Origin of the sequence: Robinsoniella sp. KNHs210, assembly GCF_000686105.1 — a bacterium.
Lineage (GTDB): Bacteria > Bacillota > Clostridia > Lachnospirales > Lachnospiraceae > Robinsoniella > Robinsoniella peoriensis.
The window spans coordinates 3,840,342-3,863,273 of sequence record NZ_JMLZ01000002.1 but is presented as its reverse complement, the minus strand read 5'-3'; the positions used below and the strand labels follow the sequence as shown (position 1 = coordinate 3,863,273).

Annotated in this window: 15 protein-coding genes; 3 read left to right on the top strand and 12 right to left on the bottom strand. The window is 44.2% G+C overall.

Going from position 1 to position 22,932, the window contains the following annotated elements; translation table 11 throughout:
- Positions 1-30 precede the first annotated feature (30 nt).
- A complete protein-coding gene (locus CD03_RS0123330; RefSeq protein ID WP_027295692.1) occupies positions 31-348 on the top strand; it encodes a DUF6951 family protein in 318 nt (105 codons plus the stop codon).
- A gap of 69 nt (positions 349-417) precedes the next feature.
- Here CD03_RS0123330 and CD03_RS0123325 read toward each other — a convergent pair whose 3' ends face one another.
- The 10 genes from CD03_RS0123325 to CD03_RS36405 all read right to left on the bottom strand — a co-directional run bounded on the left by CD03_RS0123325 (position 418) and on the right by CD03_RS36405 (position 18,563).
- Positions 418-1,734 carry an RNA-binding domain-containing protein gene (locus CD03_RS0123325; RefSeq protein WP_044290277.1) on the bottom strand — a complete coding sequence of 439 codons (1,317 nt, stop codon included), beginning with the start codon at positions 1,732-1,734 and terminating at the stop codon, positions 418-420.
- A gap of 234 nt (positions 1,735-1,968) precedes the next feature.
- Positions 1,969-2,253, bottom strand: a complete 285-nt coding sequence (locus tag CD03_RS34535; RefSeq protein ID WP_044289616.1) for an HPr family phosphocarrier protein — start codon at positions 2,251-2,253, stop codon at positions 1,969-1,971.
- 80 nt (positions 2,254-2,333) lie between these two features.
- Complete coding sequence (gnpA, locus tag CD03_RS0123315) at positions 2,334-4,499, bottom strand: 1,3-beta-galactosyl-N-acetylhexosamine phosphorylase (RefSeq protein WP_044289615.1); 2,166 nt, start codon at positions 4,497-4,499, stop codon at positions 2,334-2,336.
- Positions 4,500-4,519: 20 nt separating this feature from the next.
- Entirely contained in the window at positions 4,520-6,322 is a 1,803-nt protein-coding gene (locus CD03_RS0123310) for a sensor histidine kinase (RefSeq protein ID WP_197041692.1), read from the bottom strand.
- A 37-nt stretch (positions 6,323-6,359) separates the two neighbouring features.
- Positions 6,360-7,880: a response regulator transcription factor gene (locus tag CD03_RS0123305; protein WP_027295688.1), complete on the bottom strand. Its 1,521-nt coding sequence runs from the start codon at positions 7,878-7,880 to the stop codon at positions 6,360-6,362.
- Positions 7,881-8,009: 129 nt separating this feature from the next.
- Complete coding sequence (locus CD03_RS0123300; protein WP_027295687.1) at positions 8,010-8,825, bottom strand: carbohydrate ABC transporter permease; 816 nt, start codon at positions 8,823-8,825, stop codon at positions 8,010-8,012.
- 1 nt (position 8,826) lies between these two features.
- Positions 8,827-9,735, bottom strand: a complete 909-nt coding sequence (locus tag CD03_RS0123295) for a carbohydrate ABC transporter permease (RefSeq protein WP_044289614.1) — start codon at positions 9,733-9,735, stop codon at positions 8,827-8,829.
- 97 nt (positions 9,736-9,832) lie between these two features.
- Complete coding sequence (locus CD03_RS0123290; protein WP_027295685.1) at positions 9,833-11,254, bottom strand: ABC transporter substrate-binding protein; 1,422 nt, start codon at positions 11,252-11,254, stop codon at positions 9,833-9,835.
- 85 nt (positions 11,255-11,339) lie between these two features.
- Positions 11,340-12,500 (bottom strand): serine hydrolase domain-containing protein, encoded by a 1,161-nt coding sequence (locus tag CD03_RS0123285; RefSeq protein WP_027295684.1) that lies wholly within the window; start codon positions 12,498-12,500, stop codon positions 11,340-11,342.
- Between the two features lie 171 nt (positions 12,501-12,671).
- Entirely contained in the window at positions 12,672-18,563 is a 5,892-nt protein-coding gene (locus CD03_RS36405) for a glycosyl hydrolase family 95 catalytic domain-containing protein (RefSeq protein ID WP_052377938.1), read from the bottom strand.
- 1,211 nt (positions 18,564-19,774) lie between these two features.
- On the opposite strand from CD03_RS36405, the gene CD03_RS0123275 reads away from it, so the two are divergent.
- Positions 19,775-20,194, top strand: a complete 420-nt coding sequence (locus CD03_RS0123275; protein WP_027293389.1) for an HTH domain-containing protein — start codon at positions 19,775-19,777, stop codon at positions 20,192-20,194.
- An 11-nt stretch (positions 20,195-20,205) separates the two neighbouring features.
- A complete protein-coding gene (locus CD03_RS0123270; protein WP_027294394.1) occupies positions 20,206-21,219 on the top strand; it encodes an IS3 family transposase in 1,014 nt (337 codons plus the stop codon).
- Positions 21,220-21,428: 209 nt separating this feature from the next.
- Here the strand turns inward: CD03_RS0123270 and CD03_RS39020 are convergent, their stop codons facing one another.
- Both CD03_RS39020 and CD03_RS0123260 read right to left on the bottom strand, forming a co-directional pair.
- Complete coding sequence (locus tag CD03_RS39020) at positions 21,429-21,551, bottom strand: hypothetical protein (RefSeq protein WP_255348111.1); 123 nt, start codon at positions 21,549-21,551, stop codon at positions 21,429-21,431.
- A 99-nt stretch (positions 21,552-21,650) separates the two neighbouring features.
- A complete protein-coding gene (locus CD03_RS0123260) occupies positions 21,651-22,916 on the bottom strand; it encodes a hypothetical protein (RefSeq protein WP_027295683.1) in 1,266 nt (421 codons plus the stop codon).
- Positions 22,917-22,932 lie beyond the last annotated feature (16 nt).

Below are 22,932 nucleotides of genomic sequence, written 5' to 3'. Positions count from 1 at the left end.
ATATAAGAAATTTATGAAGGAGGTATACATATGACAAAAGTAACTATTAATCCAGGTGTCTGCGGGCTGATCACCAGTATAGAAGCTTCTTCTGAGGATCAGATGGAAGTTACAGTAAAAGTTGATTCCGGGTGCGCAAGTATCCAAAAAATGTTTGACGACCTGGGGGATACCTTTGATGCTTATGAGGTCTGTCTTGGAAAACCGGGCACAGGCCCCTTATATGAGTATGCATCAGAACATCTCCCCGGACATGCATCCTGTCCCGCTATCGCAGGGATGATTAAGTGCATGGAGGTTGAGTGCAAGCTAGCACTTCCCAAAGAGGCATGGATACGATTTGAATGATCTGCATTGTAACGGAAAGACTCATTATCGATATGACAATTCTTATCGATAATGAGTCTTTTCGTCAAACTACTCTTTTAGTTTATATCTAATTAATCTCCCACCCCCACTTTTTATAATAAACCCCTTCTTTGTCATTTCCCGCAGCAGTACAATTGCTGTTGCCTGTGATACTCCAACGGCTTCTTCAACATCTTTTCGAACAATATAATCTTTTTTATCAAAAAGATTAAGAACTTGCTCCTCTCTCTCCGTATAACGGTTAATACTTGCATTTATATGTTCGTGTGTAAGCCTATTGGCATAAAAATTCCTATTTGGCAAAGTAATCTTAAAGGCATTATTCGTCACATCAAACCGAGGCTTTTCATCAGCCTCTTCATAGCTCTCCACAATCTTAGGTACCCCGGTTCCATATGCTTCAATCAGGTTCAGACGATAGAATATATTTGCCAGTTTTTGATTTCTTAAAATAGATACACCAAGCAAAATATCATCTAATGTCATTCCTTTCACCAAACCGCCTACCGTCACAAATTCAATTCTATCTTCAAAAATACTAATCAATGTACTGGCGCTAAACGAATAATCCCGATGTACAATTGCATTCAAAAGAGCTTCACGCAAGGCTTCTTCGGGATAATCCCTACGATCAATTCTATCCAGACCTTTAAATTCAGCTCTGGTACGATTATATAATTCGATATATTCATATGCATCCTCTACCTGTCCTAGCAGCGATCCGGTAAACTCCTTTCTCTCCTTAAAAACTGCTTTTTTACTTCCTTCAAATACTGCCAGTTTTATTGTATGCTGGCATTGTTCTGACAATAAAAGCCCTAAACACGTATATGCCCCATCCATTCCAATCAAGCCCAGAGAAATCCTTTGATTATCCTCAAACGCAACCTTTTTCCTCTTAAAGTAGTCTGCCGTCTTTACAAAAGTAAGCTGCTGTTCCAGCGACCGTGCTGTTTCATAACAGTCACCGCTAGTTTCCTTGATCATATTTCGAATCCCGGTCTCTGTTGCCGGAACGGTAGACGCTCCCTGCCTTACATATACCCCTTCCGGACGCAATCCTTTTTTAGATATATAATAAGGGCGTGCTGTCCCCCTCTGTACTGAAACAACAACGACTTCTTTATCTTCCATTACTTCATTATTACATTCTACAAAAAGTGTAACATCCGGCCGTATTGCATCTCTGACGGCATTGGTCATACGCAGCATGGTATCATCCACATCATTTACTCCAACGACTGATCCATCATCCTGTATACCAATATATATTGTACCACCGTCAGAGTTAGCAAAACCAACCACTGTTTTCTTTATATCATCTGTAAACTCTCTTTTAAACTCAATTGTTTTACTTTCATTCATACCCGTTTCCTCATAATTCTTTCTGATTATCGTTCTAATTATTCTAATCATTATAATAATTATTATATCATTATAAAATACCTTGTCAACGCTATAAATATAAAATTGTTTAACAACTGTATTCTCCAATCAATATGCACCTCAAAAAAGCTGCCGGCACCTGCCAGCAGCTTTTCCTGTTTGAAGAGATTCATACTATGGAATCATGGTTACAAATCAGAAAGCAGTATGGAATTAACGTCCCGCCTTGTCTTGATCCGGTCTGTGTGAATTCCTGGAAGCCATCATTCTGCGGCTTACAAATGGTCCTACCTCTTGTACCAGTTCCATGCATTCATTATCATGGATGATCATTTCAATATTTTTTGCAGAGCTTAGCGCCAGAGTTCCCACCAGCGACTTTGCATCAACGATATGGTGTCCATACCGCAGGTCTACATCTACATCATATCTGCTGACAATATTGACGAACTGGACAGCGTCATCCGGGGTCTGGAATGTAATGGGTATTTTGATCATGTGTTTATACTCCTTTCATGAGATGTTTCATTAATTGGAGTATATCCAGTTTCTGGAATTATAACGGTTAATATTTCATTCTACAGGAAAATATTTATAACTTCTGTCTGATATGCTTTCAGTCTGCAGGAAATTTCTTTTCCTTCCACCTTTACCAGTGTTTCCTGTTCTGTATCCGTATTATTAATTACTACCAGTGCGTGTCCGTCAGGAAAATAAGCGCATTCCGTATTCAGATTCGATGTGACTCCCTCCTGATCCATTTTCTCCCCTGCCCCGAATAAAATGAGATTTTGCAGCATTCTGGTATTCGCCGGGCAAATCCGGTAAGATGACAGATAGATTCCGCAGCCCCTTCCAAATGAATGAACCGTTAATAACGGCTGACCTTCATTTTCCAACAGCACCCTGGCTGATCCGTCTGTGAGATACATTCCTTCCCCGGATTTTATGCCGGCTCCTTCGGGGATCAGCCCGGGAATTTCCTCGGCTGTAAATTTCCATTTTCCATGGCACACCCTTGCCCCTGTGTCTTTATCCACTCCCAGTATATGCGCCATTCTGAAGTAAGTATCGTATCCATCCACAGCGGAAGGCTCATTTACACCAATAAATGCGCCTCCATCGTGGACCCACTTAGTCAGTCTTTCTACAATTTCACAATCCTTCCAGACATCTCCGCCGCTCCATGCCGTACCTGCCGCGCCTGCATTGATCAGAACGTCTATCTGGTCCAGTGCTCCCTTTTTCACATCTTCAAAATTGATAAAGCTGACCTCAAAGGGAAGACCTGACAGACTTTCATTGATATGGATCAGATCATGCATATAAGTCTCATGAAAATGCCCCGACAGCGTCCAGGAACGAAGTCGCCCCCAATAATGCAAAACAGCAACTCTCGGTCTGAAATTCATCGGTGCCCCTGTTTTATGTAATTCCCGGATCTTACGGAAGTCATCTGCCAATTCTTCCATATAATCGGCAAACTCCGGTTTTCGCTCAACCAGATGCAGATAGCCGCCCAGCCCGATACGGTCGACCGGCTGCCTTAAAATTGCTCTTCGTACATCTTTCCAGTATCTCTGTGCCTCCGCCTTTGGATCACCGTCAGCCAGAAAAGAGGGCGAACCGTCCACTCCTGTTGGAAACAGATAGGGATGAAGTCGCAGTTCATGGGTCTTTACCCTAACCCCGCTGCAGAGTCTGGATTCAAAACCACTGAAAACCGCTTTGATGATGCCATCAAATCCAAACTTTTCAAAATTTTTACCATAAGGTTCATTTCCAACCCAGCTGTCATCGTAGAACACATAGGCTTCCTTACCATAGTCGTGGACGATTTTCACCAGCTTTTTTCCAAACTGAATTACAAAATCGTTTATAAACTTCATCCAATCGGCTTTCTTTTTGTCTCCGGGCATGTGGGTAACATGGAATTTTCCCTTATTTACAAAATCTTCTGCCGTCATCGAGTAACCATATTTCTTCTCAAATTCATCCAGGGCAAGGGGACTGACGGTAAAGTCATAGGACGCCCAGTCCGTAAATAAATGTCTGTTTCTTTCACTGCTTCCCCACATCCACACAAAATTATAGAACATGGAAGTAAAACGGACCACTGTGGTATCCGGGTGCGCCTCACACCAGTCCTTCATCCACCCCAGCATATATTTCTGTGTCTCAGGATACCTGGGATCAATCTGCATCAGATGTTCCTTGTCCCATCCATTAGTAGTATGGTTATACATGGAAATTTCTTCCCAGATGCGGTATGCCAGAAAGCTTACGGTATACTTGTGCCAGAGTGCAGTTTTATTTACCTTCACCGTCTTTTGTTCTCTGTCATAGCTCCACTTTTCCCGGGATATCTCTTCATTACTGGTCCGGTCATATACCTGCCAGTATTTCATTGCATTTTCCGAATCATTCACCTGAAACTGCCCTTCAAAAAAGTCTTCCATCAACCGAAAGGAAACGCTTTCCTCCACAGCCGTTTTCGGCTGTGTCACCAGAAAGGTCTGCTGCAGTTTATCCATATTCTTTTTCGCCCAGTCATTATGGTCCCGGATAATGCAGATTGTAGAATAAATTCCGTAACCTGCATCCAGTATTTCCCGGGATAGTTCGGTGCCGTCACTGTCACGGATTACATCTGCTCCCCACTGCTTTGCCAGTTTTAAGGTGAGTTCTTCGTATCCGGCTTCACCCGGCAGAGTAAATCCACCCTTTCTATTTTCTATATTCATAGATTCCTCCTGTTAAATCGTTAAATACATTTATTTTGATCCAGTTTCAGAAACGGAATATACAGCACTACTTCCGTGCCTTTACCGGGCGTACTCTTAATTTCCATTCCATAATTTTTTTCACCAGTTTCATTTTTACATCCGTTTGCCTGTCTGCTGCCAGACTGTTTCCCGTAGATATGCTCAATTCTGCTCTTGACGTTCCCCACACCAATGGTGCGCATCTGTCCCTGTATGGAATCATCCTGATTCAGAATACGTTTTACAACATCTTCCTCCATTCCAAGACCGTTATCACGTATGGTAATTCGTATATCATCTGTGATCCCTTTTATACGGCAGATAATAATCTCTAAAATCCCTTTTTCTGTTTTCCCCGCCAATCCATGAAAAATAGCATTTTCTACTATGGGCTGGATCAGTACATTGGGAACTGCTGCCTGACATACACTTTCGTCAACATCATAGATGACATCAAACCGCTGGGGATACCGGTAAGATTGCAGCAGCAGATAATTCTTTATATTTTTCAGTTCCTGCTCCATGCTGATAAAGATACTGTCTTTTTGTACCCGAAGGGTATCCTGAAGTAAAGATATAAAAGCATTGGAAAATCTCACGATCTCTTTATTTCCTTCTATTTGCGCCATATAAACAATGGAATTCAACGTGTTATAGATGAAATGAGGATTGATCTGCAGCATGAGCCGGTTAATTTCCATTTCCTTTGTGGTTTTCTCGTATTGAATGCTCTCTTCCATTCTTCTCTTAATATCGGCAACCATAGTATTAAACGCTTCTCCCAATACCATTAATTCGTCGTTTGTACGGATATCCACTGCAATTTCAAAATCGCCTTTCCCTACCTGGACAGCCGCTGTATGAAGCTGTTCCAGGGGTTTGGTAATATTTCGGATACAAAAATATAAAACCAGGGCCAGGATACTGATTGCACCCATAAAAATAGCAAGGAAGAATAATTTTATATATTTTAACTGCTTCAGAAGCAGCGTATTCGATACTTCTGATACCATCATCCAGCCATCCTCCAAACTGCGGTTTACCAGAATGGTATTTTTATTTACAAGCTGTATCTGTCTGCCGGTCTGTTGTTTTACTTCCGGAAATGGCATACTGATGGAACCATTATGCAGTATTGCATTTCCCCCACGGTCATACAGTGCATATCCGCTTAGGAGACCGGTATCCAGTTTTGCGTATTTTTCCATCTCCGGGACACCGGCATGCAAAATGATATCGCCCAGAATATCTTTGCCATTTCGAATATCCTTAAAACTCATGATATAACTTACCACTTCTTTTTTTTGGATTCCCTGTTCCAGGGTATAAATATGCGGTGCAGAAAATCCTTTGTACAGGCCGGTATCCTTAAATTTTGTATACCATATTTCCTCTTCCGGATTAAACTTTCCTTCCGTCTGGTTGCTGGAATAAGAATCCATTTCGGGAGATACAATTGTGACTCCATAAATGTAAGGAAACTGATTGATATAAGTACGCAGTGTCTGTTTTACGCTGCGCTCGGTAATCAGGCTTTCCAGTACATCTTCATTGCGCTCTTCTCTGAGCAGATTTTGCACCTGTTCATCGATTACAATCTGTTTTGCAATATTAATTACATTGTTTTGGATATACTGAAGCTGCCTTGCTGTCTGCGCCAGCTTTTGATCTTCCCCCATAACCGTATGGCTCTCCAATATGCGGTAAAAATATTGGGATGCTCCAATGCCGCTGATTAAAAATGCCGCTATAACGGGAATAAAAACCATCAGCATAATTTTAGTACGGATTGTCCGCTTCATGATTTTTGCCTCCTGCATCCTACTTACCTCCCGTTCTCTATAATGATTTCAGAAATTCGCTGGGAGTAACACCCTCGATCTTTTTAAACACGTAACTAAAATACTGGCTGGACGTAAATCCAACCTTTTCATAGATCTCCGAAATTTTATACTCCCCGCTCTTCATCATTTTTTTAGCCCGCCGGATACGGTAATTTGTGAGATAATCAACCACTGTAATATTCAGTTCATTTTTAAAACATTTCCGCAGATGTCCCTCTGAAATATTTGCCGCATTTGCAATATCCTGGACAGAAATATTTTTTTCAAAATTCTTATGAATATATTCCAGGCACAATCCGATCATTCTGGAATACTGTTCTCCTTTGTATGAATGCAATCTCTCATAGATTTCATTCATGCCTTCATATAACCACTCTTCTACCTGCAGGACGCTGGCAAATACATGATTTTCCCAAATAATCCCCGCTTCCACTTTTTTACGTTCCGCATATCGTTTCAGGATACCACGTATTTCCCGCAAAATTCTGGTGTATTCTGTTTTGGAGTAAGCAGCTTTGTATTTTTCCAGCATCTGATGCAAGGTAAACTCTGATGCATTCTGGTCTTCTTCATCCAGGGTATACATCAGCTGAAGCATAAGTCCATCATAATCAGGGTCTGTTTTACAGCACTTTTGCAGTTCTTCCTGCCAGAGAACCCTGTCCCCACCACAGAAAAAAGTATAGTCAGACAGATCCGCCAGTTCTTTATACAAATCCGGCAGTTCCAGAAACTTTTTTGTAGCCCTGGAAGCTATACAACTTACGTGGATTCCTTTTTGCAGCATGGCACTGCGGATCACTTCTCCTGCCTGCATTAACAAATCTTTACTTACTGCAACATTTACATCAATAAAAAAAATGGTACACCATCTGCCTTCTCCCATTGCCACAGCACTTCTGCATACAAGGCCCCCGGGATATTCCAGCATTTCCAGCAGCTCCCCATCGTATACGGACAGCCGTTTGTTCTCACCATCCAGACTCAGCGGCTGATCCTCACAGATATACAGCAAGCCATATCTTTGCAGGGGATGGTTGCGGTAAATAATATCCTCTTCCTCTGCCGCCTGGCTGGTCAGAAACTTTCTCAGATTGTGTTCTGCATACATATGGGCTTTATGACGTTCTTCCTTCAGGCTGCTCATAATTTTTTCTATTTCTTCCTTCAGGGTCTCCCCGGTCAGCTCATTTTTCAGCATATAAGAGACAACACCCATTTCCATGCCTTTTTTTACATAATCAAAATCCCGGTAAGAAGTCAGCAAAACAATTTTCACTGTTTTATCCGCTTTCAGCAATTTACCGGCTAGTTGAAGTCCATTCATCACAGGCATACTGATATCTACAAATATGATATCCGGCTTCAGCCTGCAGATCTCAGGATATGCCGCCGCACCCTGCAATGCCTCCCCTACAATTTCAATATCATCGGATGCCTCCCTCACCAGGGATTTAAAATAAGCGATCGCCATCATTTCATCATCTACAATATAAATCCTAGACTTTTCGTTCATAAACCTACCTCCAAGAATTAAACGAATATGCCCGTATTCATCGAAAGCATTTTCGGCATGCTTAAGCCCACACATGATATCAGAAAGCACCTTTTCGCCTTTATCTGGTGACTATTATACCATGGACACTCACCCTTTGACTGCTCCCGCAGTCAAACCGTTGATAAAGTTTTTGGATCCCAATATGAACATCAGTAAGAGGGGGATTGTTGCAAACACCAGTCCTGACAGCTGAGCACCATAATCTGTCCGGTATGCATTGGCAAGCCCTTTGATAAATATAGGAATGGTATTCAGGCTTTCGTTGTTTACAAAAACCAAAGGAACCAGATAATTATTCCATGACCAGAGGAAAATCAACAGGCACAGTGTGAGGATACCCGGTTTAATGCAAGGCAATACCATTTTAAAGAATATGCTCATTTCCCCGGCTCCGTCAATGCGGGCACTTTCCACTATTTCCACCGGAAGGGAGCCGCCGATAAACTGAATCATCCAAAAAGCACCAAATCCATTTGCGCACCACAGCAGAATCATGGGCCACAGGCTGCCTGTCAGATGGAACGTACGCATTTCAATCATGTATCCGATAATTCCAATCTGGGTAGGTGCCATCATGGTCAGCATGATGAAGTTGGTGAGTGCTTTCTTAAACCGGAATTTATAAACGGTCATGGCATATCCTACCATTGCGCTGACCAGAACGCAGATAAACATGGATAAGAAGGACACCAGCAAACTGTTCATATACGTCTGTACAAAGTTTGATTGGAACACTGTCTTAATATTCTCCGCAAAATATCCTGACGGTAAAAATGGAAGACCTTTGAAAATCTCTTCTGTTTTGTAGGTAGACATGGTCACCATCAGATAAAAGGGGACCAGTGAAACAAAAGAAATGATGCCTAAAATAATATAAGAAGAAATCTTTGCTGTTCTTTTCATATCAGTTTTCCTCCTTCCGGTTCATAAACCGCATACCGATTAAAGATGCAGCAACAATAATAATGAATAGTGTACTGGATACCGCTGATCCATACCCAAGCCTTGCAGTAGAGCCAAATGCCACATCGTAGAAGTTCCAGACCATAGTCAGACAGGAACGGTCCGGTCCTCCGATAATACTGGTGGTGGAAACATTAAACATCAGATTCGGTTCATCAAATAACTGCAGTGCATAAATCAGGCTTGTAATCGTAATAAAAATAGTAATTGGTTTTAATAAAGGCATGGTAATCTTAAAAAATGTCTTTACGGTTCCAGCCCCATCAACCTTTGCTGCCTCATAGATATCTGTCGATATGGAAGTAATGCCTGCAAGGTAAAGTGCCATATAATAGCCGGTACATTTCCAGATAATCATAATACCGATTACAACCGGTGCAAACTTTGCATTTCCCAGCCAGTTGATTCCTTCACCTCCAAAAAATTCAATGATACGGTTTATGATCCCTGTGTTCCAGTCAAACAAAAAAGTGAAAATAAGCCCGATTGCAACCGGAGTCGTAATATATGGCAGAAAGTTAATTGTCTGAAACAGATTTCTGAATTTTTTCAAATTGCTTAAAAATGCTGCAATTAAAAGCCCCAGGAATACAGAGATGGGAAAACCCAGCACCATGATATATAAAGTGTTCCAAAGAGATTTTAGAAAGGTCGTATCTTTGGTAAATATACGGATGTAGTTATCAAGGCCTACAAAAACTTTCTCACCGATTCCGTTCCAATCTGTAAAGCTTAAGAAAAAAGAATAAATGATGGGAAATAAATTAAAAGTAAAAAAGAATATTATGAATGGTGCAATAAAAACTACAGGCCAGAATACACTATATTTTTTATTTCCTTTGCTGTTCATCTTAGAGATCCTCCTTATAACATTTATTTTTGAGCATAAAAAACGGAGCAGTGTTTTTTACACCGGTAAAAGCTCCACTCCTCCGCTTTTTCATACACTATTTGATTTCTATACCGCTGTCTGTTATCCGGTTGGTACATTCCTCCAGACCTTTTTGGATTGCCTGGTCTGCCGTCATACCGGAATCTGACATCACAGCTGCCGCCAGCAGATCACGGATATCGATCACTGTCTGATCATAGATGGAAGACTTGGGAAGCTTAATGCTTTGCGCAATCTCTCCATATAAGAACCCGCCTACATCCTGTCCTCCAAAGAAATCATCTTTTCCGGAAGCATAAGTAGCATCTTCATAAAATTCTTTTGTCGGTACATAATATTCTACTTCTTTTTTAGCTGTATCTACACCTTCCTTGGTGAAAAATGCCCAGTTTAAAAATTCCCATGCTGCTTCTTTCTGTGCATCTGTGCTTGTATTTGTAATACCAACCGAACATCCTCCATGGCTGTAGCCGCCGGTTGCAGGCATCATTAAGCCCCAGTTTCCGGATCCATCCGGATCGTTGGCTTTGATGTAATACGTTATTGCCCAGTTAGGACATGGATAGAAGAGATGATTCTCATCTGAGTAAGTAGCGTTTGCCTGGGGTGTTCCATTTTCAAAGGTGTCAACCACTTTGTTATCTCTCATGTCGCATAAAAGCTTCATAACAGGTGACATTTTCTCTGTAAAGTTTACTGTATTTCCACTCTGCAGATCCGTAGTATCCGCAAAATACAGCCACTCTGCTACTGCACCGCCGGAATGGAAGAGATAATCCTTTCCGCCTGATTTTTCCTGCACTTCTTTTCCATACTTAATATAATCATCCGTTGTCTTGAAGATTTCTGCTAATTCTGCGGGATCATCTGTTCCAAAGTATTTTTTCGCTAAATCTCTTTTATAAGCAATTGCAGAAGGAGATACCGACTGTTCAATACCGATCAATGCTCCGTCATCCGTCATGGCACGTCCTTTAATAAAGTCAAAGAATTTATCCGGATCTACATTATATGGATCTTGTGTAAGATCTTCAAAAATCCCCAGTTCTTTATAATTTTCAATCAGGGTACAGCTCTGCTGAACCATGGTGGGCAATTCGGAACCCGAAGCAATTGCCTGCTGGATTTTGGTAAAATAGTCGCTGAATGCTACCGTAGTCGCTTCTATTTTGATATTGGGATGGGTTTTTTCAAACTCTGCAAACATTGGTTCATACCAGTTGGTATCCCACCCCCAATAGGTCAGTGTGGTCACTTCACCATCTGATGCTGCTTCACCCGCTGCTGCTTCTTTGGTTTCCTCTGCCGCAGATGTGGTGCTGCCGGCTTTATTATCCTGCGCCGTTGTCTCCTTAGTTTCTGCTGCTTTTGAACCGTTATCCGCTCCTGCTGCGTCCCCTGATCCCCCGCAGCCTGCAAGCGTTCCCGCCAGCATTGCCGCTGCCAATACAAGACTTAATACTTTCCTTCTCTTCATAATACCCTTCCTTTCGTTCTGCTGTTTAAGAACCTGTGTTTTCTTGATGAATTTATGATATCACAAAGATTTCAGGATATTGATTTCAAGATTCACTCATTTTGTTCGAAATCCGAGCATTCACTACTGCTTTCATTTTACGGAGCAGTTCCCAGCCGGAATAGCCGCTGACTTGGGTCATATATAATACTACCAGCTGCCTGGAAGTATCAATGGAACAGTACGGACCGCTCCATCCGTCCCAGCCAAATTCTCCGATGGGTGAGTTCATGCCCGATACACCGGGCTGCATATGGATGCGCATCAGGTTTCCATATCCAAATCCCCTTAAATGGGCAAACGCTTTGCACAGATCTTCTCTCTGACCGGGTCCCAATTGATTCCTTGCCAGCATATCCACCGTATCTTCGGACAAAATCCGCTGCTTTTTATAAATACCTTTTGCCGCCAGCATATTGGCAAAATGAGCATAATCTTCTAATGTAGCGTAAAGTCCGGCTCCAGCTGATTCAAATGCCGGCGGTTCTAAACCAAAACCCAGCCCCAGGTGGCGCTCATGATCTTCCTGCAATACCGTCCCCTCCGGAGTGACCTTTTTACAGTAAAGCTCTGTCAGACGCTCCTGTTTTTCCAGGGGCACATAGAATCCCGTATCCTCCATTTCCAGTCTGTCAAATATATTTTCCTGATAAAATGCACTTAATTTCTGACCGGTAATTACTTCGATTACACCGCCCAGAACATCTGCACAAAGCCCGTAGCGGAAGTTTTCCCCCGGCTGGAAAGCCAGCGGCTGGGATGCAATAATATTCATGATCTCTCTTGTGGTGTAAGCCTCCTGTGTCCCCGTTTTTTGCTGAATATCATCAAAAGCCTTCTGCATAATTTTCCCAGGCCCATCCTCATCGGGATAAACAATTCCCGCCGTCATATTCAGTAAATCCCATATGGTAATCGGTTTACCGGACTTTTTAAGTCCATCCGGTGTCCAGACTTCCATTTCTTCAAATTCAGGCAGAAAAGTACTGACCGGACTCAAAAGATCCAGCCTGCCCTGCTCAAATAAAAGCATTGCCGCCACAGCTGCCACCGGCTTGCTCAGCGAATACAGGCGGTAAATAGTGCCCGGCTGATATCCATATGCATGCTCATATACCGGTAATCCATTGTGATACACACCTATCTGTGCCCCTTTGATCTGATTTCTTTTTACCTGTTCCCATAACAACTCATCTAAGCGTTCCATTTACATTTTCCTCCCTAAATTCTTTTAGATCATCATATCATAGTTCGGACCCGGCGGTATTTACAAAATACGGTTCATTTGTATAAAATCGGAAGAATTTTATGCCTCAAAAAAAGACCGCGGTTATATGCTGTTTTCTTTCCGGCATATAACTGCGGTCTTTTTCACAAATTAGAATTCTCCTATTTTCTCTGAAGCATACTGTAATATCCGTGCTGCATCATCGCTGTCTGTAACTCCATCACGATTCACATCTGCAGCTTTGCCCTGCTCATCCGTAAGTTCTTGTAATTCTGCCGAAAATTTCAGCACATTTGCAGAATCATCTGTATCTACTTTTCCATTCAGATCCACATCTCCCATCAGCCGGGCTTTCAAAATTTCGTTAATCAGTTTCTTCAGAATGGTCCCCACGGTATCCATATCTGCGCTTTCATCTTCATACACGGCCCTGGCTTCCTGATCCACAGTCTCCAGACCGGCAATGCTTTCTTCCAGGTATCTGCCGGATTCCTGCAGAATCTCTTCGGCTTTTTCCAGTCCATTTCTCAATTCTTCTTTATTTGCCTTTCGCACAAGGGCTGTTATGGCCTCTGCCAGACTTTGATAAGCCTCATTGATTTCATTCTCCGTTGCCAGACTGTTCGCATTGACTGCCCTGGCTGCCTCAAGTTCTGTTTTCAGTTTGTCCACGCTTTCCGTGGTGTATTTGTCTGCATTTTTCAAAAGTTCTGCTGCTTTTTGAATGAGAATACCCAGTCTAGCATCTGCTTCTTTCACCAGCAGATTGGTCACCGCGTCCATAAGCTTTCTGGATACACGGTTGATTGTTTCCTGGTCTGCACTGCTCTCAGCAAATGCAAACCGTGCCTCTTTTAGGGCTTCTCTCACTGCCGCAACACTTTCCGGTGTGTAATCAGCCATTGCAGATGTGTCTGCCAGAATAGCTTCCGTTCCATCAATGACTGCTTTCAGACCGGATTTCTGTACACCATTTTGAAGGAGATTACATGCCGTAATTAATTCCAAAAATGCATGGTCAATCTCATCCTGGTCTGCATCCGTCTTCATTAATGCTCTTGCATTGTCCAGTGCCTCCTGCACTGCCTGCCAGCTTTCTGTAGTATAGCAGCTATATGCTGACTGCACTTTCTCCAGCTTTTCAGCCATTGCAACTGCCAGTTCCAGTTCTCTCCATCCTGTGGTTTCCGGCTTCAGGCACAATGCTTCCCTTGCTGCTTTCAGTTCCTGAATTGTCTGTTCCACCTGTGCTTCTGTATACACGCCTTGCTTAAGCAGAGCCAGTGCCCTAAGATAAACCTCCCGGTAGCTGTCCCAGCTCTCTTTTGTGTATTTGTCTGCTTCTGACTCTACTACGGTATATTCCAGTATGCCTGCTTCCAGAACAGAGGTAAGGGATACCAGGTTATTCCAGGCTTCCTTCAGTTCACTGACTGCTCCGTCAACTTCTGACTGCAATGCATCCGCTTTGTCCAGGATAATCCGGGCCTGGTCATATGCCGCTGCATAAATTTCCCAGGATTCTGCAGTATAATCACTTTCTTCTGTCTGTTCCAGTTCCTCAAGGAGCTGTTCCAGTTTCGTCTTATCAACCGTTTCGTCTTCCGGCACACTGAAAAGATAAAATGCGTCCACGGACATTTTCGGGGCTTTTCCTTCCTGATTCTGATTACCCAGCAGCTCTACCGTCACGGTATGGATACCTTTTTTCAGATCCATGTATTTGAATATGCTCTGTCTCTGGTATCCTTCACTGTGGGAATCATAAAGGGAAACTTTCTCGCCTCCCGGTATATCCTCACCGTCCACCGTGATTTTTACATATCCCAGTCCCGGGTTCTTATTGCCCATCATCTCAAATCCAATTCCATCAAACCGGAAGCTAAAAGCTGCGCCGGGATCCGATGTATAAATTTCTTTCTCTGAGAAAAGCCTGTCATCAGCCCATTCCTCCCACTGTCCGGTGAGGTTTACCGTCCTGTCATCATTATAAAGCAGACCCGGACGTTTCAGATTGTCAATTGCCTTTTTTAACGCCTTATATACTTCCTGTATGTCCGCTTCCGGTGATTCCGCGGTAATCTGCTTTGCCCTTTCCAGTGCCTTTAATAGTCTGGAAACAGATCCCGGCTCATACCCTTCTGTGCCGATACTTTTTCCATACGCTATGGCATTTTCCAATCCGTCAAAAGCATTCACTGCCTTTCCGTAGAATTCCAGTTCCGCTACATTGCAGTACTCTGAATCTCCGCTGTAAACCCGGTAATAAGAGTAGGGCTTTAAGGGCCTTTCTTCTTCGGGAAGGTCTGCAAACCAGACGCTGTTATATACCGGATGATCCAGGCTTTCTTCAATGGTGTAAAGGGTATCCCAGTTGGTCATGTCATCGGAACCCTGAACCCGGACTCCGGGCCATCTGTCGCTAAAACCTCCCCGCACAACATACCGAAAACCTTCCAGGGTAAATGCTCCCCCCATCTCTAGTCCGGCATACCCGCCGTTTTGACCGTCATACGCTGTATCTGTATTGCCGTCAAATGCCAGCGCCGGGGGAGAACCCGCTTCCCATTCCCCTTCCTCTCTGCCGAATACCGTGCCCATGAGCTTATCCTGATCTAAAAGTCCCTCTTTAATCTCATAAACTTTTTCCTGTACATAACGGGGCGCTTTCTTTGGGGATACCTGAACGGTTACGGCGCCTGCTTTTTGGGCTGTCAGGACGCCCTGGGCATTGATCTTCGCCCTTCCATGGGTTTCCGTCACACTCCACTGCAGTTCCATATCGTTTTGCATTCCCTCCGCAGTTTCCACCAGGGCTTCCAAAGAAATAGATTCACCGCTGCGTATACTTTTGGGACCTGTTATTTCAATACTGCCCACAGCCAGGTTTTCTTCTGTATATTCCTGAGGTACCATCTGGAAGACCGCAGCCCCACCGGCATCACCGATTACGGGCACCCCATTTTTTATGGTAAGAGCTTTTGTTCTATCCGGGGTAAGAATCCGGCAGCCTTCCTCCAGCTCCTCTATCTGCCATATATCTCCATGGAGCGTCTGCACCACCTTGCCGTCAGCAGCGGAAAGTGCATATCCTGAGTCTACACTGGTGATTAAATACTGTCCGATTCCTCTGCCCGTGAGATTCCACTTCTGGGCTGCCGAATCTGCCGGAGTCCCAAGCACTACATCTGTTGATTCGTCCGTATAAACAGATTCCAGGCTTTTGTCTTCGGCTATTATCTGATAGGTTCCCTGGCTTATCTGCCCTCTGACAAATCGTACCTCAGCGGTCTCACCTTCCTCCATCGTCAGCCTGACAACACCTTCCCCTGTTATGATCTCTCCTCTGCCTTCCAGGATCACAGCGCTGCTGCTGTCCATACCACAGATTAAATCGATCTCCTGTGCAGCATCCGACCTGATCCTGGCTGTGACTTCTCCTTTTTCCATATCCCAATCCAGACGCTCAATTTGCGCACGTGACCTTGCCATCATTCCGGTAATGCTGCCTTTTCCCCAATCATCCGGAAGTGCCGGCAGCAGTTCAATTTTCCCGGTATCTGAATAGGCCAGTGTCTCCAGCATAATAGAAGGTATGGTAATCAGGGCATCTGTGCAGTATGCACTGTCCCGGTTCCTGTCATGATTGGTCATCATGGAACTGTAATACAGTTTACTTCCCGTGAACAGTGGCAGAAGGCTGTCTGTCACTCCCTGCGCATTTTTCAGGCGTGCCTCTGTCAATGCCTGATGCAGCCAGCCGTGGCTGGCATTGTCATCTCCCGTGTTATATTTCTTTCTGTTCTCAAGCGCCTTTTTAGCACCTTCCATTAGTTTGGAGTCATCAGCGCCATCATGGGCCGGCCAGACTCCATACATATGACTTACATGCCTGTGGTTATTCTGTTCTGAGTAATCCCGGAGCGCCCATTCCTTCAGACTGCCGTCAGTGTCATATTTATATTCAGGCAGCAGTTTTTTCAGCGACTTCCATTTTTCTACTGCTTCCTCATACCCGGGACGCTGTACAGCCTCTTCCATTGCGATTGTCATATCCAGTCCGTCTCTGGCTGCGGCAATATCCATGGTAGAATTTGCAGAAATTGCAATTCCTGTATTACCCGGTTTATTCTCCGGCGAATACCCCGGAAGTATCAGGTATTTTTCATTTCCTTCCAGGGATGTCTTCCCCCCGTCATAATGTTTATATCCGTCTTCCCCTTCATAATATCGGGGATCTGCCATCTGTTCCCAGAAATTCGCCTGCTTTGTCAGCAGCGGCAGCAGCAGGTCCTGCTCCAGGTCAAAATACCCCCGCTCCTCTATCTGGCTGATCTGGGCATCCGATAAATCCTGGTCATGGATGGAAAGCACCGAGCGCAGCGCATTCAGGTCGATATCTTTGCCCAGGGGAATCTGGCTGTTGCCAAAGCACTGCCAGTATTCGTATACCGGGAGTAATAGCCAGCTCGCCCCCGCGTTCCAGTAATTAAATGGATAGTCCGCATTGAAGTGCACCAGGTTCCCTCTGTCCCCGTCTGTCCTGGGCGGTGCCAGGAGCGCATCGTGCATGCCATAAACCTGGGTGGCATTCATTTCAAAATCAGGAAGAATCCTGAGAAGGAAATTAATATATCCCTCAGAGGCATTTTGCATATTTCCGATATTAACACCGGAAATCTGGAGATTTACATTTGCATCCGTGGTATAATCCGCCTGCCAATATCCATTCCATGCCCCGATCCACATGCCGCTGAGCCTGGATGTACTATAACCGGAGGTACATACCTGTGCATATCTTCCGGCATAGAAGGCACGCTCCAGCATTGCATGGTTCAACCGGTCAGAATTCCTCTGTTTTGAAATTAATTCTTCGTTGGTCAGGCTGTCATCTGCCTCATCTCCTGCCAGATCAAATTTAATCTTATTAAATTCACTGCCATGGAGCTGTTCGTGTGGCGCAAGTGCCTTGCTGTAATCAAAGTATCCGTTTGTCCGGTACGCTTCATTTTCCGCAACTGCCCGGGTTTCTTCAATCAGACGCTGTACCAAAGGCAGTTCATTTTGTCCGGCAAATGCAGATGCCGGTCCCATCTCTTTATCCCTGGCAGATTTTGTGATCAGTACCACGCCCTCTGCATCCTTTACCTTTATTCCAAAGTTATCCTCTGTTCCGGCATTCAGGTGATCCTGTATATCTCCCAGCCTGACCCTCTCTTTTGTTCCACCGATATTTATCACATAAGTAACTCCGGCGAACCCCGCTTCTTTCAGCTCACTGTTGTCATACACGGGATAATGAGCAGTCAGTCCCAGATAGCTTCCATCCTGTGCCGCAATCTTTTTGTATTGAAGCCCTTCATCTATTTCCCTGCCCTGGTCAATCGCCATATCGGAAAGGTCATCAATTGACAGCGTTGTATTCAGCCTGCCGCCGTTCTCCGGCTGACGAAGCCATGTTATGGTCACATTGTCCTCTCTGGATGTAAATGTGCTTCTCTCCCATGTCTCACCATCCGCCTGAAAACTCACCCCGATCTCGGCAGTTTCATAGTCTGTCCATCTCTGATAATCGGATACATCCGTCTCTTCCAGATCATCCAGCCTCATCCGAAGCTGATGGCCCGGGTGCAGTGTATAGTCATAGTCCAGTTCCGGCTGTACCTGACTCCAGAAATTCCAGTTGTTCATCACGGCCTCTCTGGCATCTCCCAGCTCTCCTGTCAAATCCATGGTTTCCCTGTAATCATCCGTAGGCATGTTAAATGTAGTATTTTGGAAAATAAAAGTATCATTCACAGGATGGCAGGATTCCATCACCCCGTTCTCCCCATTTCCGCTCACCATAGCCTCTCGCCAGTTCAGGTTGCCTTTCTGCGGATCCTGGTACGTATCTGAGAACACTTTTCCGGCAAATAATGGTTCTTTATTTTTAACCTCCGCCCCCAAAACAGGAGCCGGTATGCTTCCAGTCAACAGCACCGCCGCCATTCCTGCACCAATGCAACGGTAAATTTTATGTCTCCATTTTTTCTTTTCCATGCTTATCCCCCGTAAATTTTGTAATATGTTACTGCTGTTATTATCATAATTTTAGCATGGGTTAAAAAAAACACTTAGGACTATATTTTAAAAAATTAGAAATTTTTCAGGATACTTTTTATATTTTAGGACTTTCTTTTGAGATTAGGACATATTCGTGTTTACAATTCTGTCTAGTATTTCAGCGAATAGTTTATAGATGGCTTATGGCTCATTATTCAAAACAATTTTATGAGTCATTACTTGAAATTGAGACTCACTGCAGGTTTATTATATTGGGGTTTAGCTGAGAAATGACGCTTTGTAGATGTAGGTAGTGTACGGAAAGAGAAGGAGGCGGACCAGGACATTGGTTTGGAAGGCTTAACGCAGAACTGGCATTTTCTAACCTTCCCGGAGCACTTTTTGGCGGCACGCGGGCATTCGCTCCGAAATCCTGATGCATTTCGCAGCTCACTGCCCGCTTACAATCCGATGGGAGCCAGTCGAATTGTATCCGCCAAAAATCACTCCGGGAAGGTAAGTAAATGCTCAGCTCTGCTATACGCCTTCCAAACCAATGTCCTGGTCCGCCCCCTTCTCTTTCCGAGATAGCATTCGTTGATACAAAGCTGGTTTTCTCAGCATGATGGGACCCCGGGGTTGTGGCATGCCGGACGCGATTGGCTGAAAGCAGCTTGATCTTATCACTATAGTGGGATTCTTCATTCTAATACAGTATATTTATGGTTATAGTACTTACATCCAGTTACTTCTGTGATTGGAAAGCAAGTAAAATCAAACTTATTTCTCCCAATTCATACTGTACTGCCGAAACACACTCTGCTGAATCCAAAAACGAACAGCTGGTCACAGCCCCAGGGTCTCCACTCGGCTGAGAAAACCAGCTTTGTGGTACAACCTGGATCTCGGAAAGATGGGTGTGGGAAACTGGTATGGGCGGAGGAAGCGTAGAGCAGAGCTGAGTATTTTATAATGTACCCATAAGTGTGGACACATCATTTAGCGGGGCTCCCATTTTTTTAGACATCCCTTCCCATTAGTTCCATATAAATGGACACCCCCTCACCTTTCAGAACCCCAATTGTGGACATGCCTTGCTGGTATACCCTGCTTCTGGGACAACTGTCTTGGATGATTGCTGAGGCCTCTTTTGGCTTAGACACCTCTCTTGGCTTATGGTATTCTTATCTAAGAACAGGAGGAATACCATGACCAAAAACCCTTTTACCAATGAACAAATGCTGCTGCTTCGTCAAAATCCTTACACCTACAAGGTGTCCAAATTCCAATTAACCTTTACCAGGGAGTTCAAGGAGATCTTTTACTCGGAATACCAGTTAGGGGAGATTCCGCGGCAGATCCTCGCAGATCATGGCTATGATCCTGCCGTCCTTGGGGACCGCAGGGTATGGAGCATTGCCAGACACATTCGGGAACAGTACGATAAATATGGCGGGTTTCACCAAGGACATTCCCCTCACAGGATGCAAAGCTCCGTCTCCCCGGCTGCTGATCTGCCGCCATCCGAAAAGGATGAATTAAAACAGCTTCGGCATGAGGTTGATTATCTGAAACAGGAAGTTGAGTTCTTAAAAAAAATTTCCTCACTCAGGACTACAAGGAAGTAGGTGCACTGCTTATGAACGACTCTTCCTGTATATTTGAGATTATCCAGCAAACGATCCGGCAAAGCGCGAATTCCCTTTCTGCCAAAGAACTCTGTTCCATAGCCGGTGTTTCCAGAAGCGGTTATTACGCCTGGATAAAGGCAGCTCCTGTCCGTGCGCTTCAGGAACAGAAGGACCGGGAGGATTTTGATCTGGTTCTGGCCGCTTACAGGCTGCATGGTTATGCCAAAGGGGCCAGGGGCATCTATATGGAACTGCTCCATATGACCCCGCCGGTGATCATGAACCTGAAAAAGATCCGCAGGCTGATGGAAAAGTTCCACCTCTCCTGTCCATACCGAGGCCCAAATCCATATAAAAGAATGGCAAAGGCACTAAGGACCAGCAATGTAGCGGACAACCTGCTAAACCGTGAGTTCGAATGTTATGGACCAAGAATAGTCTTGTTGACGGATATCACTTATCTGTCCTATAGCGGATCCTTTGCCTACCTGTCAACCATCCTGGATGCCTTTACCAGGCAGATACTTTCTTATGTGCTCAGTGACTCCCTGGAAGTGGATTTTGTTCTTGAAACGGTCAATAAACTGGTGGCCGATCATGGGATCTCACTTCAAGCAGAAACAATCATCCACAGTGATCAGGGGTGCCATTACACCAGCCAAAGTTTTCTTCATATACTTTATAACAAGAAGCTGCGCCAGTCCATGTCCCGGCGTGGCAACTGCTGGGACAATGCGCCCCAGGAGAGTTTCTTTGGGCATATGAAGGACCATATCAAGGCAAAACTGGCTGAATGCGTAAGCTTTGTAGAGGTACAGTCTGTCATTGATGACTACATGGCTTATTATAATAATCAGCGGTACCAATGGCATCTGGCGAAGCTTGCACCCAATGAGTTTTATAAATTTGTCATCACTGGAGAATATCCACTGGATGTTCCCAAAATACCTGCGCATCCGGTCATAGCCAAAAAACCGGAAGAACTTGGATGCCAATTATATCAGAAAAATACGGATAGTTAAAAAATTTCATAGAATACCATGACATTTAAAGAGGTGTACCTGTATGCAGGATACTTTGGAAGTAAAGGTGCGAAAAAAGTGCCCCACTTTTTAAAATGTCCTTGACAAGGGGTACAGTTCATTTACTTACCTTTCCGAAGTGTTTTTTGGCGGATAGTATTCGACTGGCTCCCATCGGATACTAAGCGGGTACTGAACCGAGAAATGCATCAGGATTTCTCGGTGAATACCCGCGTGCCGCCAAAAAGCGCTTCGGAAAGGTTAGAAAATACCAGTTCTGCGGCCAGCTGACGGAGCCCATGCCAGTTTCCCACACCCATCTTTTCGTACACTACCTACATCTACAAAGCGTCTTTAATCAGCAAAACCCAAATCTAAGATGAATTTGTTCGCTCCAGTGCTAGTGGAAGGCTTACGAAAAACCCTACTCTTTATTTCCAATTCTCCGCTATCTCCTGGCGAATAATCTCCACATACCTTCTCGCCTTCTTCTCATCATGATTAATCGTATACACATCCCTCTGTGTAATCTCCATCCTGCATCCGCTGGCAGCCAATAAGCTTTTCCGGATATGCTGGCGGAATGCCTCTTCATCCAGGTTCGCCCCCACGCCCAGGAAGTTCGGGCTTGGCTTACGATGGAATATAATATTTCTTTCCCGCAGGCGTTCTCCCATAAATTCTTCATTACACCATGGAGAAATGGATACCTTGCGCAGGTTCTCCAGTTTGCTGATACAACGGTCCCAGATAGGATCTACCGGCTCGCAGCAGCCATAAGAAAGCATTCCATACTGCTGTGATATCTTTTGATAACATGGGAAGATGAACTCTTCATACATTTCAGGAGAAATCCCCACGGTTTCCTGGGAATCCATGAATCCCCACACATCCTTCGTAGTAAACGGACGTTTGGCGAACTCCTCAGCCCCGGGCAGATCATTGGTAAAACTCCAGCTTCCCTGGCCAACGGCTTCAAATCCTGTTGTTGGCAAAATTACCTTCTTTTCCTCCAGAAAGCGGTAGTAAGAAATAGTGTCTTCTGCAATCCGGTTCATCATCTCTTTAAAAAGTTCCGGATAATCATAAATGTTGAACATCATATTTTCCATACTCATAAAGTGAACCAGCATCTGCGTTGGTACACTGTATAAGCAGTCCATTTTCATTTTCACAGGAAGAATATCACCAATGGCATCTTCCACGATCTTCCTTTTCTTTTCCGTGTTTTCCAGATCTACTCCAAACCGGGATGGCTTTAGTTTCTCATAATCGTCCTCCAGATCTTCGATTACTGACACAAAATGATGCCCCAGGCTTTCCTGTCCGTCTTCCGCCATTGTATGGTCAACCTGAACATTAATGCCGAACAATTCAAAATAGGTATCGTAATTCATCCCAAAATAATCCGGTGTCACCCTATCATCGTCAAATAACTCCTGATTTAAAAAATTGCAGTAGATACCCGTCTCAATTTCTCTGGCAAAGCTTCCTTCGCATCTCAGTCTCTGCGGAAGGATTTCCTGGGAAAATGTCCACATTTCCAGATGTATCATGGGTCGCTCTCCCTGAAGTGCATTATGCCTGTACCACTTTTCTATTCTCTGTAGATTGCTCTCCTGATTGGCATATTCCTGCTGCTTTTTAGCCAGTTCCCTTAATATCATCCTGTCTTTATCGGAAATTCTATATTCCATTTGTATAACCCCCTGT